Raw genomic sequence first — 14,570 nt, 5'->3', positions numbered from 1 at the left:
GGGGTCACCCCTGCAGAGGGTGGGGTGCGGGCGCCGGTTCTTCGTCGTGGTCGGGTTCCACCTTCACCGCGCCCGTCGGGCAGCACTCGGCGACGGACCGGGCGAGCTTCACCGCGCTGCCGTCACGTAGCTCGCCCTTGACGGGCACGGCGTGCCCGGCACCGGTCAGCCGGAACAGGGCGGGCGGCATGGCCTGGCACCGGGCAGCGGCACGGGCGGAGCTGCCGGCTTGGTCATCCCTCCTCCTCCAAAAGTTGAAGTAAAGGTGAGGTCTCTCTAGCGTGGTGGGTATGTCGACCACCGCCATCCCCAAGGAACTCACCGTCGGCGAGCTGGCGCGGCGCAGCGGCGTGACCACGTCGGCGCTGCGCTTCTACGAGCGCGAGGGGCTGATCAGCAGTCACCGCACGGCGGGAAACCAGCGGCGTTACTCACGGGACATGCTGCGCCGGGTCGCCTTCATCCGGGTCTCCCAGCGGGTGGGCATCCCGCTGAGCGTCATCCGGGACGCCCTGAGCGTTCTGCCGACGGGCCGGGCTCCCAGCCGGGAGGAGTGGGCGGCGCTCTCGGCGCACTGGCGCGCCGACCTCGACCGGCGCATCCAGCAATTGCTCAAGCTCCGCGACGAACTCGACGACTGCATCGGCTGCGGCTGCCTCACCTTGGAGCGCTGCGTGCTCGCCAACCCCTACGACGTGCTGGGAGAGCAGGGGGTGGGTCCGCGCCGGCTGCAGGTGGACTGACGGGCACGCCCCCGCCGGCCGGCCGGGCGGAGCGCGCCGCTGCGAGACGGCGCGCTGCGAGGCACTCCTCCAGGAAGGCCAAGGCCCGCAGGTGGTACGCGCGGGCGGTCCAGCCCAGGCTGACGTTGTGGCCGGAGTCCGGCAACCGGTCCACGCGGACCGGGGCCGCGGCGAGCAGCGCCGTCAACTCGGCCAGCGCCTCGTCGTCGTGCCGCCACCAGCGCTCGTACTCGGCGAAGGTGAACCGGACCGGAACCCGCACCTGCGGGGCCAGCGCCGGCAGGATCCTCGGCCAGTGCCGGACCTCGCGCTCCTCTCGCTCCGGCATGGGACCCACCATGGCAGCGGCGAGACGGAAGGTGTGCGCCGGGTACAGGGCGAGCGGCCCCCAGTGCAGTGCGGCCGTGCGGCGGTCGTGCAGCGGGACGAGCCGCCGCGGGTCCACCGCGAACCGGTGGCCCAGGCCGCAGATGTCCAGCCCGATCAGGTCCGTGCCGGCCGCGGCCAGGGCGAGGGCGAGCTTGCCGCCGTAGGAGTGGGCCACCACGAACACGCCACTGCCCACCGCATGGTGCAGGTCGTAGCTGGAGAGCGCCGCCTGTACGGTGACGCACTGTTCGCGCAGGGTCTGCCCGCGTGGCAGGTGCTGGGCCGAGCGGCCGTAGCCGGGCCGGTCCAGGGCCAGCACCGCGAAGCCGAGCCGGGGGCCGAGGGCGAGCAGCGACAGCCCCGGATCGGCCCGGCAGTGGAAGTAGCCGGCCCGCATTCCTCCGCCGTGCAGCGCCACGACGGTCGCCCGGGGCGGTCCGTCCGCCGGCAGGCCGAGCAGGCCGGAGAGCGGGATGCCGTCCGCGTCCAGCACGATCTCCCGCACGGGGGGCGTGGAGGCGGGGCCGGGCGGCGGGGCGGCGGCCGCGCCGCCCGGCAGGTCGGTGATCGGCTTCGAGGTCATGGTGCTGCGCCTTCGCACGTCGTCGGGTGGGTGGTGGGTCTGCGGCGGCGTCAGTCGATGCCGCGGACGATGTGCGACTCGGCGGGGTCGACGTCCCCTGTTCCGGCCGGCAGCGACAGGAACGGCTCATCGGCGACCGGGTCGCCAACCGGCCTGTCCGAGCCGGGCGGAGGGGACCCGCCGGGCCGCACGCGGGACACCGCGGGTGGTGGGTCGGAGCGGAGCATCGGGTCGGACACGGTGTCTCCAGGGAGGTTTCAGCCGGCTGTTGCGGACGGGGCGGCCGTCTCGGATGCCACGGTGCACACCAGGTACTCGGGGGGTGCGGTCTCGTAGCGGGAGATCTCGCTCTGCCCCTCGGCGATGCGGGGATCGGCCATCCACGCGTCGTAGGCGGCACGGTCCGTCCACATCGGGTAGTTGACGAAGGTTCGCCGGTCGGGGCTGAGGTAGGGGGTGGCGCGGATGAAACCGGGGAAGTCGCGTTTCCAGGCTCCTGTGCGGTGGAGCAGAGCGACCACTTCGGCGGCCTGCCGGGGCCCGGCGAAGTGCCGGGTGGCCACGGCCACCACACCGGGCGCCCGCCCGGCCGCGGGCCCGGTGATGCCGCCGGCCGGGGCGCCCAGGAACACGGTGGCGGAGACCACCCCTGACCGGCGGTGAAGGCCGTGCAGCGCGCCCGCCCGCACATCGCCGAGGCATGAGGCGCGGTAGTCCGCCTCGCTGCGCCATCGGGTGTGGTGCACCACGGCCCTGCCGTCCAGCGCGACGTGCAGCCGGGACAGCAGGAACCCGGGTGCCTCGGCGATGCGGGCCACCACCTCTCGGGCGATGACGCCCGTCAGGGTGTCGGCCGTTGCGGCGGTGTCGACGCGCAGCACCTCGAAAGCGGCGGCGTGCGCGGAGGCGGCAGGCTCGGGCTCCGGCTGTGGGGCGGGTTCGGAGTGCGTCGCAACCATGGCGTCTCCAGCTTCTGCTTGTCTCATCAAACGGCCCGCGCCGGGCGACGGCGTGGTCGTCCTGCCGTCAGCGGAAGGCATCGGCGTGCTCCTGGGCCCATTGCCGGAAGGTGCGGGCGGGCCGCCCGGTCACCTGGGCGACGACCGAGGAGCCGACCTCGGGCCGGCGGGTCAGGTGAGCGAAGTAGTCCAGCGCGCCGTCCGCATACGAGGGGGGCCAGCCCGCCGCCACCATCTGCTTGCGCGCCTCGTCCGCGTGGACGTCCTCCCAGCGCAGGCTGCGGCCGATGACGTCACCGACGATCTGCACCTGCTGTTCCTGGGTGAGCACCTCCGGGCCGGAGACGAGGTACTTCTGCCCGGCGTGCCCGTCCTCCAGCAGGGACCGGGCACCGACCTCGGCCAGGTCCCCCTCGTGGACCGGCGTGCGGGCCGCGTCGCCGTAGGGGAAACGCACCACGTCACCGGCGCGGATCTGCGCGGCGAAGCCGAGCGCGTTCGCCATGAAGCCGGTGGTGCGCAGGAACGTCCACTCCAGGCCGGTCCGCTCGATCAACTGCTCCAGGTAGGCGTGGCAGTTGTTGTCGACCGGCTCCAGACCGATGTGCACGCCCACGGAGGACACCAGCACGATCCGCCGCGCCCGCTCCTCGATCTTGCGCAGCACTTCCGGCGCCGTGCGCACGTCGAGGGTGAAGAAGGGCCACATCCAGAACACGCCGTCCACTCCTTCAAGGGCGGCGTCGAGCGTGCCGGGGACGGACAGGTCTCCGTGGTGCACCTCCACGCCTTCGGGCAGCCGCGTCACGTGCGGGTCGTCCTTCAGGACGAGGGCCCGCACCCGTGCCCCCAGGCGCAGCAGGTGAGCGCAGGCGTGCGGACCGACGTTGCCGGTGGCCGCGGTCACCAGCACGGTGGACTGGGCAGTCATCGGGTCACTCCTCGAGGGTCGGTGGTGCGCTGTGATGCCGGGGTTCAGACACCGGCTGCGGACGGCGGCCGGGTGCGGTGCAGCTCGTTGCGCCAGCTGCGCGCGCTGCGGTGGTTCAAAGCCCGCTCCAGGCGGCGCCAGGTGGCCGGCCGGTGCGCGCGCTGCGCGGCCGGCTCCACCCCGGAGAGAGCCGGGCCGCGGGCGGACAGCAGCAGGACGACGGTGAGCGCGGCGAGCTCCTCCGGACCGGCCTCGCCGCGGATGACGCGGATCACGGGAGCGGTGTCCGCGGTCTCCTCGCGGTGCATGCGGTGGTGTTCCCTTCGTTCCTGCGTGCTCACTGCGGCGGGTTGCCGTGCTTGCGGGAGGGCAGTTCGGCGTGCTTCTCGCGCAGCATCGCCAGTGCGTCGACGAGGATCTCCCGCGTGCGGCGCGGATCGATGACGTCGTCCACCAGACCCCGTTCGGCGGCGTAGTACGGGTGCATGAGCTGCGCCCGGTACTCCTTGATCTTCTGCTCCCGTACGGCTTCGGGGTCTTCGGCGGACTGGATCTCCCGCCGGAAGATGACGTTCGCGGCGCCCTCGGCGCCCATGACGGCGATCTCGTTGCCGGGCCAGGCCAGTGCGAGGTCGGCGCCGATGGAGCGCGAGTCCATCACGATGTAGGCGCCGCCGTAGGCCTTGCGCAGCACCACCGAGACGCGGGGCACGGTCGCGTTGCAGTAGGCGTACAGCAGCTTCGCGCCGTGCCGGATGATGCCGCCGTGTTCCTGGTCGACGCCCGGCAGGAAGCCCGGCACGTCCACCAGTGTGACCAGTGGGATGTTGAAGGCGTCACAGAACTGCACGAAGCGGGCCGCCTTCTCGCTGGCGTGGACGTCCAGGACGCCCGCAAGGACGGCGGGCTGGTTGGCCACGACGCCGACGGTCTCGCCGCCGAGCCGGGCGAGGGCGCACACGACGTTGCGAGCCCAGCCGGCGTGGACCTCGACGTACTCGCCGTGATCGGCGATCTCCTCGATCACGGCACGTATGTCGTAGCTGCGGCCGGGATCGGTGGGCACGACGTCCAACAGCGCCTCGCCCGAACGGTCCTTGGGGTCGTCGCACGGTGTGCGGGGCGGCAGCTCCCGGTTGTTGGCCGGCAGCAGCGACAGCAGGTGGCGCACGTCCTCCAGGCAGCCTGCCTCGTCGTCGTGGACGAAGTGGGCGACGCCTGAGGTCCCGCCGTGCACGTCGCCCCCGCCGAGCCGGTCATGGGTGATCCGCTCGCCGGTGACGGCCTGCACCACGTCGGGCCCGGTGACGAACATCTGCGAGGTGCCCCGGACCATGAAGACGAAGTCCGTCAACGCGGGCGAGTAGGCGGCACCACCCGCGCAGGGGCCGAGCATCACGCTGATCTGCGGGATGACTCCCGAGGCCCGGGTGTTGCGCTCGAAGATGCCGCCGTAGCCGGCGAGCGCCGTGACACCCTCCTGGATGCGGGCGCCCGCCCCGTCGTTGAGCGACACCAGCGGCGCGCCCGCGGACAGGGCCATGTCCATGATCTTGTGAATCTTGGCGGCGTGGGCCTCGCCCAGGGCTCCACCGAAGATGCGGAAATCGTGCGCGTAGACGAACACCGTGCGCCCGTGCACCGTGCCCCAGCCGGTGATCACACCGTCGGTGTAGGGACGTTTGTGCTCCAGGCCGAAACCGGTGGCCCGGTGCCGCCGCAGCGGTTCCACTTCGTGAAAGGAGCCCGGGTCCAGCAGCAGGTCGATCCGCTCCCGCGCCGTCAGCTTGCCCTTGGCGTGCTGCTGTTCGGTGGCGGCCGGGTCAGGGCCGTGGAGCACCTGTTCCTTGATGTGCGTGAGTTCCGTGAGCCCGTCGCGTTCCGGGGCGTCGACGGACCGGGGGGTCGCTGTGGTCATCGAGTCGCAGCTCCTGAGTTTCTCTTCTGGCCCGGCGGCAATCGCCCGTGCCGGGGGGAAGGACGGGTACGGGTCCCCTGGATCGGTCGGCCACCGATCCAGGGGTGAGCGGGTCACGGGCGCGCGGTCAGGCGCGGTTCGGCGGCGCGGCCGGAGGCGGAACGGCGCACGGGACGCACCGACGCGGCCACGGGCCCCAGTGCCCCGAGCGCGACGACCAGCCACACCGCGGGCCGGTAGCCCTCGGCCACGGGGGCGCCCGGAGCGCCGGACGACAGCAGCACAGCCGCCACCAGCGCGGGCGCGAGCACGGCGGCCGTCTGCACCGCGGTCTGGTAGTGGCCCGTGGCCGCCGGCCGGTCCGCGGCCGGTACCGCGGCCGCCGCCTGCACGTTCAAGGAGGTGAAGCACAGTGCGAAGCCGACCCCGACCAGCAGCATGGCGGGCAGGACGTCCGTGGCGTACGAGGGGTGCGGGGTGAGCGCCCGCAGGTACAGCAGGTGGCCCAGCAGCGGCGCCGGGGCGCCCAGGGCGATCAGCCGGCGAGTGCCGAACCGCTCGATCATCCGCCCGGACAGGGGCGCGGTCACCACCAGTGGAAGACTCGCGGGCAGCAGGGCGAGGGCGGTGCGCGCCGGTGACCAGCCCTCGGTGGTCTGCAACTGGAATGTGGCCACCAGCAGCAGCCCGAGGTACGAGCCGTTCAGCGCGACGGCGCCCAGCATCGCCCGCAGCAGGCCCCGGTGGGCCAGCAGGGCGGGGCGCAGGAGCGGGTCGGCCGCCGTGCGCTCCACCAGGAGGAGGGCGGCCAGCAGCGCGGCGGCAGCCGTGAACGAGCCGAAGACGAGTGGGCTGCCCCAGCCGCGCCCGGGCACCTGGACGATGCCGGTCACCAGGGCCGCCAGGCCACCGGTCAGCGTCGCCGCGCCGGAGAGGTCCAAGCGGCGCGCCGGCCCGTCGGGTCGGCCACCTGGGATCAGCCGCAGGCCGAAGGCGAACAGCACCAGCACCACCGGTGCCGGGAACAGGAACGTCCAGCGCCAGCCCACCTCGGTCAGCAGCCCCGACAGCAGGAGCCCGCCCGTGAACCCGCAGGCGCCGACGAAGGCGTACACCGACACGGCCCGGGAGCGGGCGGGGCCCTCCGGGTAGGCCGTGGTGATGATGGTCAGGCCGGTGGGCGCGGTGAGCGCGGCGCAGAACCCCTTCACCACCCGGCAGGCGATGAGCAGGGCGGGCCCGTCGGCCAGGCCGCCGGCCACGGATGCGGCGGCGAAGCCCACCAGCGCCGCCAGGTACACCGGACGCCTGCCCAGTCGCTCCACCACACGGGCGCCGAACAGCAGCAGCGCGCCGAAACCCAGGGCGAAGCCGGTGACGACGCCCTGAAGGGCCGTCAGCGGCAGGCCGAGGTCCCGGCCGATGGACGGCAGCGCGACCATCGCCGTCGACACCTCGAGGGAGTCGATCAGCATGTTGCCGGCCAGGACCAGCAGCAGGCCCCGCTGTCCGGCGTCCCAGGACCCGGGTGCCGCATCCGGGGAGCCGGCCGGTTGGTGCGTCGAAGGTTTCACGGGGGCTCCGAAAGGAGGGTTGACGATGACGGGGCGTGCCCGGCCGACCGCGACCTGACGGCGAGCCGGGCGGAGGGCGCCGGGCCGGTCAGCCGAGCAGGGTGCCGCCGGTGGCGTCGAGGAAGGCGCCGGTCACCCAGCGGCTGTCGTCCGAGGCGAGGAAGGCCACCACGTCGGCGACGTCCTCGGGCTCGCCGACCCGGTTGAACGCGGACAACCGGGCCATCTGATCGACCGCCTCCGGCACGTCGAACAGCGGGTTGCCGTTGCGCGTGATGCCGGGCGCGACACTGTTGATGGTGATCCCGCGGGGCGCCAGTGCTTTCGCGAAGTGCAGGGCAAGCTGTTCCACGGCCCCCTTGGTCATCGCGTAGGCGATCTCGTCGGGGTTGGCGAAACGGGTCAGCCCGGACGAGATGTTGATGATCCGGCCGCCGGTGGTGAGGTTCGCCAGGGCCCGCTGGATGATGAAGTACGGCGCCTTGGCGTTGACCGCGAACAACCGGTCGAACTCCTCCGGGGTCATCTTCTCGAACGGAACACCGCCCATCCGGCCCGCGTTGTTGACCAGGATGTTCAGGTCGGTGGACCCGGTGCGTTCCTTCAGTCCCCGCTCCAGCGCGAGGAACAACTCGTGGACGTCGCCGGGGACGCCGAGTTCGGCCTGTATGGCGAAGGCCCGTCCGCCGTCCTTCTCGATGGCCGCCACGACCTCCTCGGCCGCGTCGCGGTTGGTCGCGCAGTGCACGGCGACCAGGGCGCCTTCGCCGGCCAGCCGGATCGCCGTCGCCCGGCCGATGCCCCGGCTGGCCCCGGTGACCAGCGCCGTCCTGCCCGTGAGCCTGCCCATGTGCGTGTCTCCTCCCTCTTGTCGGTGGTACTGATCGGCGCGGGGTTGTGCGGGGCGTGGTCGCGCCGCTGTGCCGGGACCGGTCGCCTGCGGGGTGAAGGCCAGCGGGCCGAACCACGTCCGGAGGGCCTCGGCGGGCCCGTCCGGACCCGAGGCGGTCGCCGCCCAGACGACGTGGCCGTCGGGGCGCAGCAGGTACGCGTCCCGTTCGTGGCCCTCTGCGCCCGGGGCGGGCTCGGCCGCGACCAGGTCCACCCGGTCCAGCCAGGGGCCGCACTCCCGGCGCAGGCTTGCGTGGCGGGTGGAGTCGCCCGTGAGGTCCAGCAGCAGCCCACGTCCCGAGCGCAGCAGCGCGGCCGTCGTCGTGGGACCGTCGGCGGTGACGAGGGGTGCGGGCTCCAGGCGGGCGCCGATCTGCGGGTGGCGGTCCGCGCCGAGGTCGTAGCGGACGTCCAGGCCGCTGATCGTTCCGGCGAGGTGCCGCCGTACCCGCTCGTGGCCGCCCAGTTCGGCCAGGACCTCACGCATCGCCTCCACCTCGGGCCCGCCCAGCAGCAGGGTGGTCTGGGCCTCGATGCCCCTGAGCACCCGGGCGCCGACGGCGTGCCGCTCGCGGTGGTAGGTGTCCAGCAGGCTCTCCGGCGCCCTGCCCCGTACGACGGCTGCCAGCTTCCAGCCCAGGTTGACCGCGTCCTGCAGTCCCAGGTTGAGGGCCTGGCCGCCGACCGGCATCTGCTGGTGGGCCGCGTCGCCGGCGAGCAGGACCCGGCCTGCGCGGTAGCGGGCGGCCAGCCGGGAGGCGTCGCCGAAGGCGTTGAGCCACAGCGGGGTGCCGCCGCTGATCTCCTCCCCGGTGACGTGCCGCCACACCTCGCACACCTCGGCGAACTCCGGTTCTCCGGTGCGGTGTTGCGGCGCGCGCCCGTAGGCGTGGACCATCACCCGGGTCACCCCGTCGCTGCGGCGCGCGGCGATCGCCAGGCCCTTCTGCAGGCGCTCGAAGCGGCGGTCGGGGATGTCGATACCGGCCACGTCGGCGCGGATCAGCTCCCTTAAGGCCTCGTGCCCGGGGAAGTCGATGCCGGCCAGACGGCGGACGGTGCTGTGTTCGCCGTCGCAGCCCACCACGTACCCGGCGCGCAGTTGCAGTGTGCCGCCACCGGGCCGTTCGGCCTCGACCTCCACGTGGTCCCGGTGCTCCGCGAGCCCGGTGACCTCGTGGCTGCGCCGCAGCTGCGCGCCGAGGCCGACCGCCCACTGGGCGAGGATCGCCTCGGTGCGCGTCTGCGGCACCTTCCACTGGCCCGGGTGCGGACCGGGCAGCCGCAGGTCCAGCGGGATCCCGCCGAAGTGGCCCCGGACGTCGTTGGGCAGTTCCCCGAACCTCTCCAGCAGGCCTCGCTGGTCCAGCAGCTCCATCGTGCGGGCGTGGAGTGTCGAGGCCCTGGACTCGGTCGTGGGCCGGGCCAGCCGTTCCAGCACGGTCACCCGCGCGCCGCCGGTGCGCAGTTCGCCCGCGAGCATCAGCCCGACGGGGCCGGCTCCGACCACGACGACGTCGGTGTCCAGCGTGAGCCCGGTCATGGTCAGCGCCTGCTCTCGGCGTAGTCCTTGGCGTGGTTCAGGGTCGCGCGGCTGTTGGCGCTCAGCGCGCCCTGGACGTACGCGCGGGCGTCGGCCACGGTGGCCTCGGGCCCCAGCACCGTCGCGATGTTGCCGGTGTTGAGCACCACCGTGTGCTGCGAGGTGGCGGCGACGCCCCCGTCCTGCTCCGTGAAGGTCCAGATCCCGGTGTGCAGGGTCATCAGCGCGGGCAGCGTGACCTGCTTGTAGGCGATCCGGTGGTGCGGAAAGGCCACCCGGTAGGACTTCGTGGTGTGCGTGGAGCCGTCCTTGGCGCGGGTGTCCATCTCCAGGACCTGCAGTCCCGGCGCGGGCTCCTCGAAGCGGACACGGGCCACGTGCGGCAGCCGTTCCTGCCACAGGTGGGCGTCGTTGACGAAGTCGTAGGCGTCCTTGGCGGAGCCGGCGATGTGCACGGTGTCCTCGAAGGAGAACGTGATGTCCCCGGCTTCCTGGGCGAGTTCGACGTTCGTCTTCAGTGCGGCCAGTTCGGAGCGGGAGTTGCGGTCGACGGCCTGATCGATCCACTCCAGGCTGCGCGGGTCGTCGTCGACCGCCCGGTAGTCGTGCAGCAGCCGGATCCGGGACCTCGTGTCCGACAGCGGCTCGATGATCCAGGTGCCGCCCATGGCGGCGACCGGCGGGGCGGACACCTCCTGGCGGAAGGTGATGCGCAGGTTGTCCGCGTCCAGGGTGCGGCGCGACGTCCAGCTCTTGGCCTCGCCGTTGGCGGTGGCCCAGATGCGGATGCGCTCGTCGGCGGCGCCGCGTTCGACGTGGTCGACGTAGATGGTGGGCGGGAAGATCCGGGGCCAGTTCTCCACCTCGGCGATCAGCCGGTAGACGGTGGCGGCGGGGGCCTCGGCGGTGATCTCGTGCTCGACCTGACGCGTAGTCATGTAGGGGTTCTCTCCTTCGGGGATCGGGCTGACTGCCCCGGCCGGTCGGTGTCAGAAGTTGCCGAGGCCACCGCAGACGTTGAGGGCCTGTGAGGTGATGGAGGCGGCGGTGTCGGAGGCGAGGTAGGCGACGAGACCGGCGACCTCCTCCGGGGTGGAGTAGCGGCCGAGCGGGATCTTCGCCGTGAACTTCTCGAGGATGGCCTCCTCGCTGGTGTCGTACGCGGCGGCGTACCCCTGGCGGACGCGCTGGGCCATCGGCGTCTCCACGTAGCCCGGGCAGACGGCGTTGACGGTGATGCCGGTCGGGGCGAGCTCGTTGCCGAGGGCCTTGGTGAAACCGACGACGCCGTGCTTGGAGGCGGAGTAGGGGGCGCCCAGGACGACGCCCTGCTTGCCGGCGGTGGAGGCGATGTTGATGACGCGTCCCCATGTCTTCTCGCGCATGCCACCGGTGTTGAGGACCTCCCGGGTCATGCGGAAGACGCTGTTGAGGTTGGTGTCGATCACGTCGTCCCACAGCTCGTCGGCGATGTCGGCGGTGACGCCGCCGCCGGAGCGGCCCGCGTTGTTGACGAGGATGTCGATGGTGCCGAAGGTGTCGACGGCGCCCTGGACGAACCGCCGGATCGCGGCTCCGTCGCGCACGTCGACGGCGCTGCCGTCGGCGGTCACGCCCTGCTCGCGCAGCTGCTTGACGGTGGTGCTCACGTTCTCCGCTGTGCGGGCGCCGATGTACACGCGGTGGCCCTGGGCGCCCAGGGCTCGGGCGACGGCCAGGCCGATGCCGCTGGTGGCTCCGGTGACGACGGCGACGCGCGAGGTGTGCTCGGTCATGGCTTCTCCGGCTGTGTGCGATGCGGACGGGGGGCCGCCCGGGGCCGGCGGCGCGGGTGCGGGTCCGCCGGCCCCGAGCGGGAACAGGGGGGTCAGGCGGCGGCGGAGGCGCCGAGCTGCGCGTTGACCACCTCCAGCAGGGCGCGCGGCGTCTCGGCCTCGGTGACCGCCGTCTCGTCGAACGTGATGCCGTACTCGCGCTCGATGCGGCTGCCGGTCTCCAGCAGGGCCAGCGACTCGTAGCCGAGTTCGTCCCAGCGAAGGTCCAGGATGTCGCCGTCGAGGTCGACGCTCTCGTCGGCGCCGGCGCTCTCCAGGAGGATGCGCTTGAGGTCGTCGAGGGTGAACTGCACGGTTGTCGTACTCCTTCTTCTTAGTGCTGCAGGGGGATGAGGCACACGGAGGGTGACCCGGCCGCCCGCCACGGGAAGCCGCGGACCACGGCCCGCGGCGACCGGCGTCCGGTCAGGCGGCCCGGACGACCATGGCCGAGTTGAAGCCGCCGTGACCACGGGCCAGCACCAGCGCGGTGCGCAGCTCGGCGGAGCGGGGGGCATCGGTGACCAGGTCCAGGCCGTAGTCGGCGACCGGCCGGACGTTGACGGTCGGCGGGATCCGCCCGTCGGCGATCGCCAGCACGGCCGCTGCCAGATCGAGCGGCGCAGCACCGGAGTACAGCCGCCCGGTCATCGTCTTCGGTGCCGTGACGGGCACACCCCGGGTGCCGAACACCGCGGTGAGGGCCTCGGCCTCGGCACGGTCCTCCTCCGGCACGCCCGCGGCGTCGGCGAAGACCACGTCGACGTCCCGGGCGTCGGCCCCGGCGTCGGCCAGCGCCAGCTCGATGGCCCGCCTGAGGCCCCGCTCGCGGCCGCTGCCCGGTGCGGGGTCGAAGGTGGACCCGTACCCGGCGATCTCGCCGTAGGGCCGCGCGCCGCGGCGCCGGGCCGACTCGGCGTCCTCCACGACGAGGATCGCGCCGCCCTCACCGGGTACATGACCGTTGGCCTGCGCGTCGAAGGGCAGGTAGGCGCGGTCGGGGTCCTCGCTGGTGCTGAGCCGGCCGCTCGCCAGCTGGGCCACCCAACCCCAGGGGCAGATCGAGGCGTCGATGCTCCCGGAGACGATCAGCGGGGTTCCGCGCCGGATCTGCCGACGGGCCTGCGCGACGGCGTCGAGTCCTCCGGCCTGGTCGCTCACCACCACGCCGCTGGGACCCTTCATTCCGTTGCGGATCGAGATCTGGCCGCTGTTGACGGCGTAGAACCAGGCGAACGACTGGTAGGCGCTGACGTACTGGCTGCCCTTGCTCCACAGGTTGCGCAGTTCGTTCTGACCGAACTCGAAGCCGCCGCAGGAGCTGGCCGTGACGACACCCATGTCGTAGGGCGGCAGGTCGGCGGGTCGCACCCCGGCGTCGTCCAGCGCCCAGTCCGCGGCCACGAGGGCCAGCCGGGTCATCCGGTCGGTCTGCGGCAGCAGCCGGCTCGGCAGATGGTCCTCGGCGACGAATCCGCGCACCTGACCGGCGAGCCGCGCCGGATACCGGGACGGGTCGAACCGCTCGATGCGGCCGATGCCGCTCTCACCCCTGAGCGTCGCCGTCCAGAACTCCTTGGTGCCCAGCCCGTTGGGCGCGGCGACGCCCAGACCGGTGATCACCGTGGTCGCAGTCATGCCGCCCTCCTCTCGGCGCGGGTGAGGACCACGGCGGTCTGGAAGCCGCCGAAGCCGCTGCCGACCGTCAACACCGTGTTGGTCCGGTGTTCCCGTGCGGTCAGGGGCACGTAATCGAGGTCGCATTCGGGGTCGGGGGTGTGCAGGTTGGCCGTGGGCGGCACCACGTTGTGCTCCATGGCCAGCGCCGAGGCGGCGATCTCGATCGAGCCGATCGCGCCCAGCGAGTGGCCGATCATCGACTTGATGGAGCTGACCGGCACGTTGTAGGCGTGTTCGCCCAGGCTCCTCTTGAACGCGGCCGTCTCGTGCCGGTCGTTCTGCTTGGTGCCGGAGCCGTGCGCGTTGACGTAGTCGATGTCCTCCGGGGCGACGCGCGCCTCGTCCAGAGCGACGCGGATCGCTTCGGCCATCTCCGCGCCGTCCGGCCTGAGGCCGGTCATGTGGAAGGCGTTGCAGCGGGAGGCGTAGCCGGCGACCTCGGCGTAGACGTGGGCGCCGCGCCGCCGGGCGCTGTGCAGTTCCTCCAGCACGAACACCGCGGAACCCTCCCCGAGCACAAAGCCGTTGCGGGTGCCGTCGAAGGGCCGTGACGCATGCCCGGGGTCGTCGTTGCGCGGAGTGGTGGCCTTGATGGCGTCGAAGCAGGCCATCGTGATCGGCGAGATCGGCGCGTCGGTCGCGCCGGCCACCATGACGTCGGCGGACCCCTCCCGCAGCAGTTCCACCGCGTGGCACACCGCGTCCAGGCCGGAGGTGCAGCCGGTGGACACCACCGTGGTGGGCCCCTCGGCGCCCACGCTCCAGGCCACCTCCGCCGCGAACGAGCTGGGCACGAAGTAGTTGTACAGGTGGGGTACGGCGTACTCGTGGTCGACGAGCTCCAGCCGTCCGGCGTCGCTGACCACGCGGTACTCCCAGTCGAGGCCCATGGTGGCGCCCACCGCACTGCCGACGGTGACTCCCACCCGGTGCGGATCGAGCTCGGCCGGCTCCAGCCCGCTGTCGGCGACCGCCTCCCGCGCGGCGACGACGGCGAGTTGGGCCGCACGGTCCATCCGCCGCACCTCCTGCGGGCGCAGGCCGTGCTCCTCGGGGTCGAAGTCGATCTCGGCCGCCACCTTGGAGCGGAACTGCGAGGGGTCGAAAAAGGTGATGCCGCGGGTCGCGGTGCGTCCCTCACTGAGCAGGTTCCAGAAGTTCTTGACGCCGATGCCGCCGGGGGCGACGACACCGATGCCGGTGATGACCACCCGACGCGCCGTCACGCCGACGCCTCCCAGTGGTAGAAGCGGGTGGCCATGGCGTCCTTGGGCGAACGCCAGGTAGCCGGGTCGTAGGCCTCGATGTACGGCTTGAGGTCCTCACTGATGCGGACGAACCGCGGGTCCAGCTTCGCCTCCTCGATGCGGTGGCCGCCGTCGTCCGAGTCGAAGTCCTGCAGGTGGAAGTAGAGGCCACGGAAGTGGAACAACTGGCGGCGCCGTGTACCCATACGGTGCGGCATGTCGGTGCGGTCGAACTCGCCGAACAGTGCGGCGACGTCGGCTGCCGAGCCCGGTTCCATCCGCGCCACGATCAGCGTGCTGTGCATGTTCCCTGTCTCC

Annotated in this window: 16 protein-coding genes; 1 reads left to right on the top strand and 15 read right to left on the bottom strand. The window is 72.5% G+C overall.

Annotated features, from left to right (window positions below):
• Positions 1–4: 4 nt before the first annotated feature.
• Entirely contained in the window at positions 5–190 is a 186-nt protein-coding gene (locus tag OG956_RS00640; protein WP_330335933.1) for a hypothetical protein, read from the bottom strand.
• A gap of 100 nt (positions 191–290) precedes the next feature.
• Here OG956_RS00640 and soxR point away from each other — a divergent pair, with 100 nt between their 5' ends.
• Entirely contained in the window at positions 291–743 is a 453-nt protein-coding gene (gene soxR, locus OG956_RS00635; RefSeq protein WP_330335932.1) for a redox-sensitive transcriptional activator SoxR, read from the top strand.
• Here soxR and OG956_RS00630 read toward each other — a convergent pair.
• The 14 genes from OG956_RS00630 to OG956_RS00565 form a co-directional block, all read right to left on the bottom strand.
• Positions 658–1,695, bottom strand: a complete 1,038-nt coding sequence (locus OG956_RS00630; protein WP_330335931.1) for an alpha/beta hydrolase family protein — start codon at positions 1,693–1,695, stop codon at positions 658–660. The genes soxR and OG956_RS00630 overlap by 86 nt on opposite strands.
• A gap of 50 nt (positions 1,696–1,745) precedes the next feature.
• Entirely contained in the window at positions 1,746–1,934 is a 189-nt protein-coding gene (locus OG956_RS00625) for a hypothetical protein (RefSeq protein WP_330335930.1), read from the bottom strand.
• 18 nt (positions 1,935–1,952) lie between these two features.
• The gene (locus tag OG956_RS00620) at positions 1,953–2,654 is read right to left on the bottom strand and encodes an antibiotic biosynthesis monooxygenase (RefSeq protein WP_330335929.1); all 702 of its coding nucleotides are present in this window, start codon (positions 2,652–2,654) and stop codon (positions 1,953–1,955) included.
• Positions 2,655–2,721: 67 nt separating this feature from the next.
• Positions 2,722–3,585, bottom strand: a complete 864-nt coding sequence (locus tag OG956_RS00615; RefSeq protein ID WP_330335928.1) for an NmrA family NAD(P)-binding protein — start codon at positions 3,583–3,585, stop codon at positions 2,722–2,724.
• Between the two features lie 44 nt (positions 3,586–3,629).
• The gene (locus OG956_RS00610) at positions 3,630–3,893 is read right to left on the bottom strand and encodes an acyl-CoA carboxylase epsilon subunit (protein WP_330335927.1); all 264 of its coding nucleotides are present in this window, start codon (positions 3,891–3,893) and stop codon (positions 3,630–3,632) included.
• Between the two features lie 29 nt (positions 3,894–3,922).
• On the bottom strand, positions 3,923–5,503 hold the full coding sequence (locus OG956_RS00605) for an acyl-CoA carboxylase subunit beta (RefSeq protein ID WP_330335926.1): 1,581 nt from the start codon (positions 5,501–5,503) through the stop codon (positions 3,923–3,925).
• 113 nt (positions 5,504–5,616) lie between these two features.
• A complete protein-coding gene (locus OG956_RS00600; protein ID WP_330335925.1) occupies positions 5,617–7,077 on the bottom strand; it encodes an MFS transporter in 1,461 nt (486 codons plus the stop codon).
• A gap of 88 nt (positions 7,078–7,165) precedes the next feature.
• Complete coding sequence (locus OG956_RS00595; protein WP_330335924.1) at positions 7,166–9,511, bottom strand: SDR family oxidoreductase; 2,346 nt, start codon at positions 9,509–9,511, stop codon at positions 7,166–7,168.
• A gap of 2 nt (positions 9,512–9,513) precedes the next feature.
• Positions 9,514–10,449: an aromatase/cyclase gene (locus OG956_RS00590; RefSeq protein ID WP_330335923.1), complete on the bottom strand. Its 936-nt coding sequence runs from the start codon at positions 10,447–10,449 to the stop codon at positions 9,514–9,516.
• 51 nt (positions 10,450–10,500) lie between these two features.
• Positions 10,501–11,286: a 3-oxoacyl-ACP reductase FabG gene (gene fabG, locus OG956_RS00585; protein ID WP_330335922.1), complete on the bottom strand. Its 786-nt coding sequence runs from the start codon at positions 11,284–11,286 to the stop codon at positions 10,501–10,503.
• A gap of 92 nt (positions 11,287–11,378) precedes the next feature.
• Positions 11,379–11,639 carry an acyl carrier protein gene (locus OG956_RS00580; RefSeq protein WP_330335921.1) on the bottom strand — a complete coding sequence of 87 codons (261 nt, stop codon included), beginning with the start codon at positions 11,637–11,639 and terminating at the stop codon, positions 11,379–11,381.
• Between the two features lie 112 nt (positions 11,640–11,751).
• Positions 11,752–12,963: a ketosynthase chain-length factor gene (locus OG956_RS00575; RefSeq protein WP_330335920.1), complete on the bottom strand. Its 1,212-nt coding sequence runs from the start codon at positions 12,961–12,963 to the stop codon at positions 11,752–11,754.
• Positions 12,960–14,231: a beta-ketoacyl-[acyl-carrier-protein] synthase family protein gene (locus tag OG956_RS00570; protein ID WP_330335919.1), complete on the bottom strand. Its 1,272-nt coding sequence runs from the start codon at positions 14,229–14,231 to the stop codon at positions 12,960–12,962. Before OG956_RS00570 ends, OG956_RS00575 begins: the two co-directional genes overlap by 4 nt.
• Positions 14,228–14,557, bottom strand: coding sequence for a TcmI family type II polyketide cyclase (locus OG956_RS00565; protein WP_330335918.1), 330 nt, complete (start codon positions 14,555–14,557; stop codon positions 14,228–14,230). Before OG956_RS00565 ends, OG956_RS00570 begins: the two co-directional genes overlap by 4 nt.
• Positions 14,558–14,570: the final 13 nt, after the last annotated feature.

The sequence above is a fragment of the Streptomyces sp. NBC_00557 genome (assembly GCF_036345995.1).
Classification (GTDB): domain Bacteria; phylum Actinomycetota; class Actinomycetes; order Streptomycetales; family Streptomycetaceae; genus Streptomyces.
This window is presented reverse-complemented; position numbering and strand designations above follow the sequence as displayed.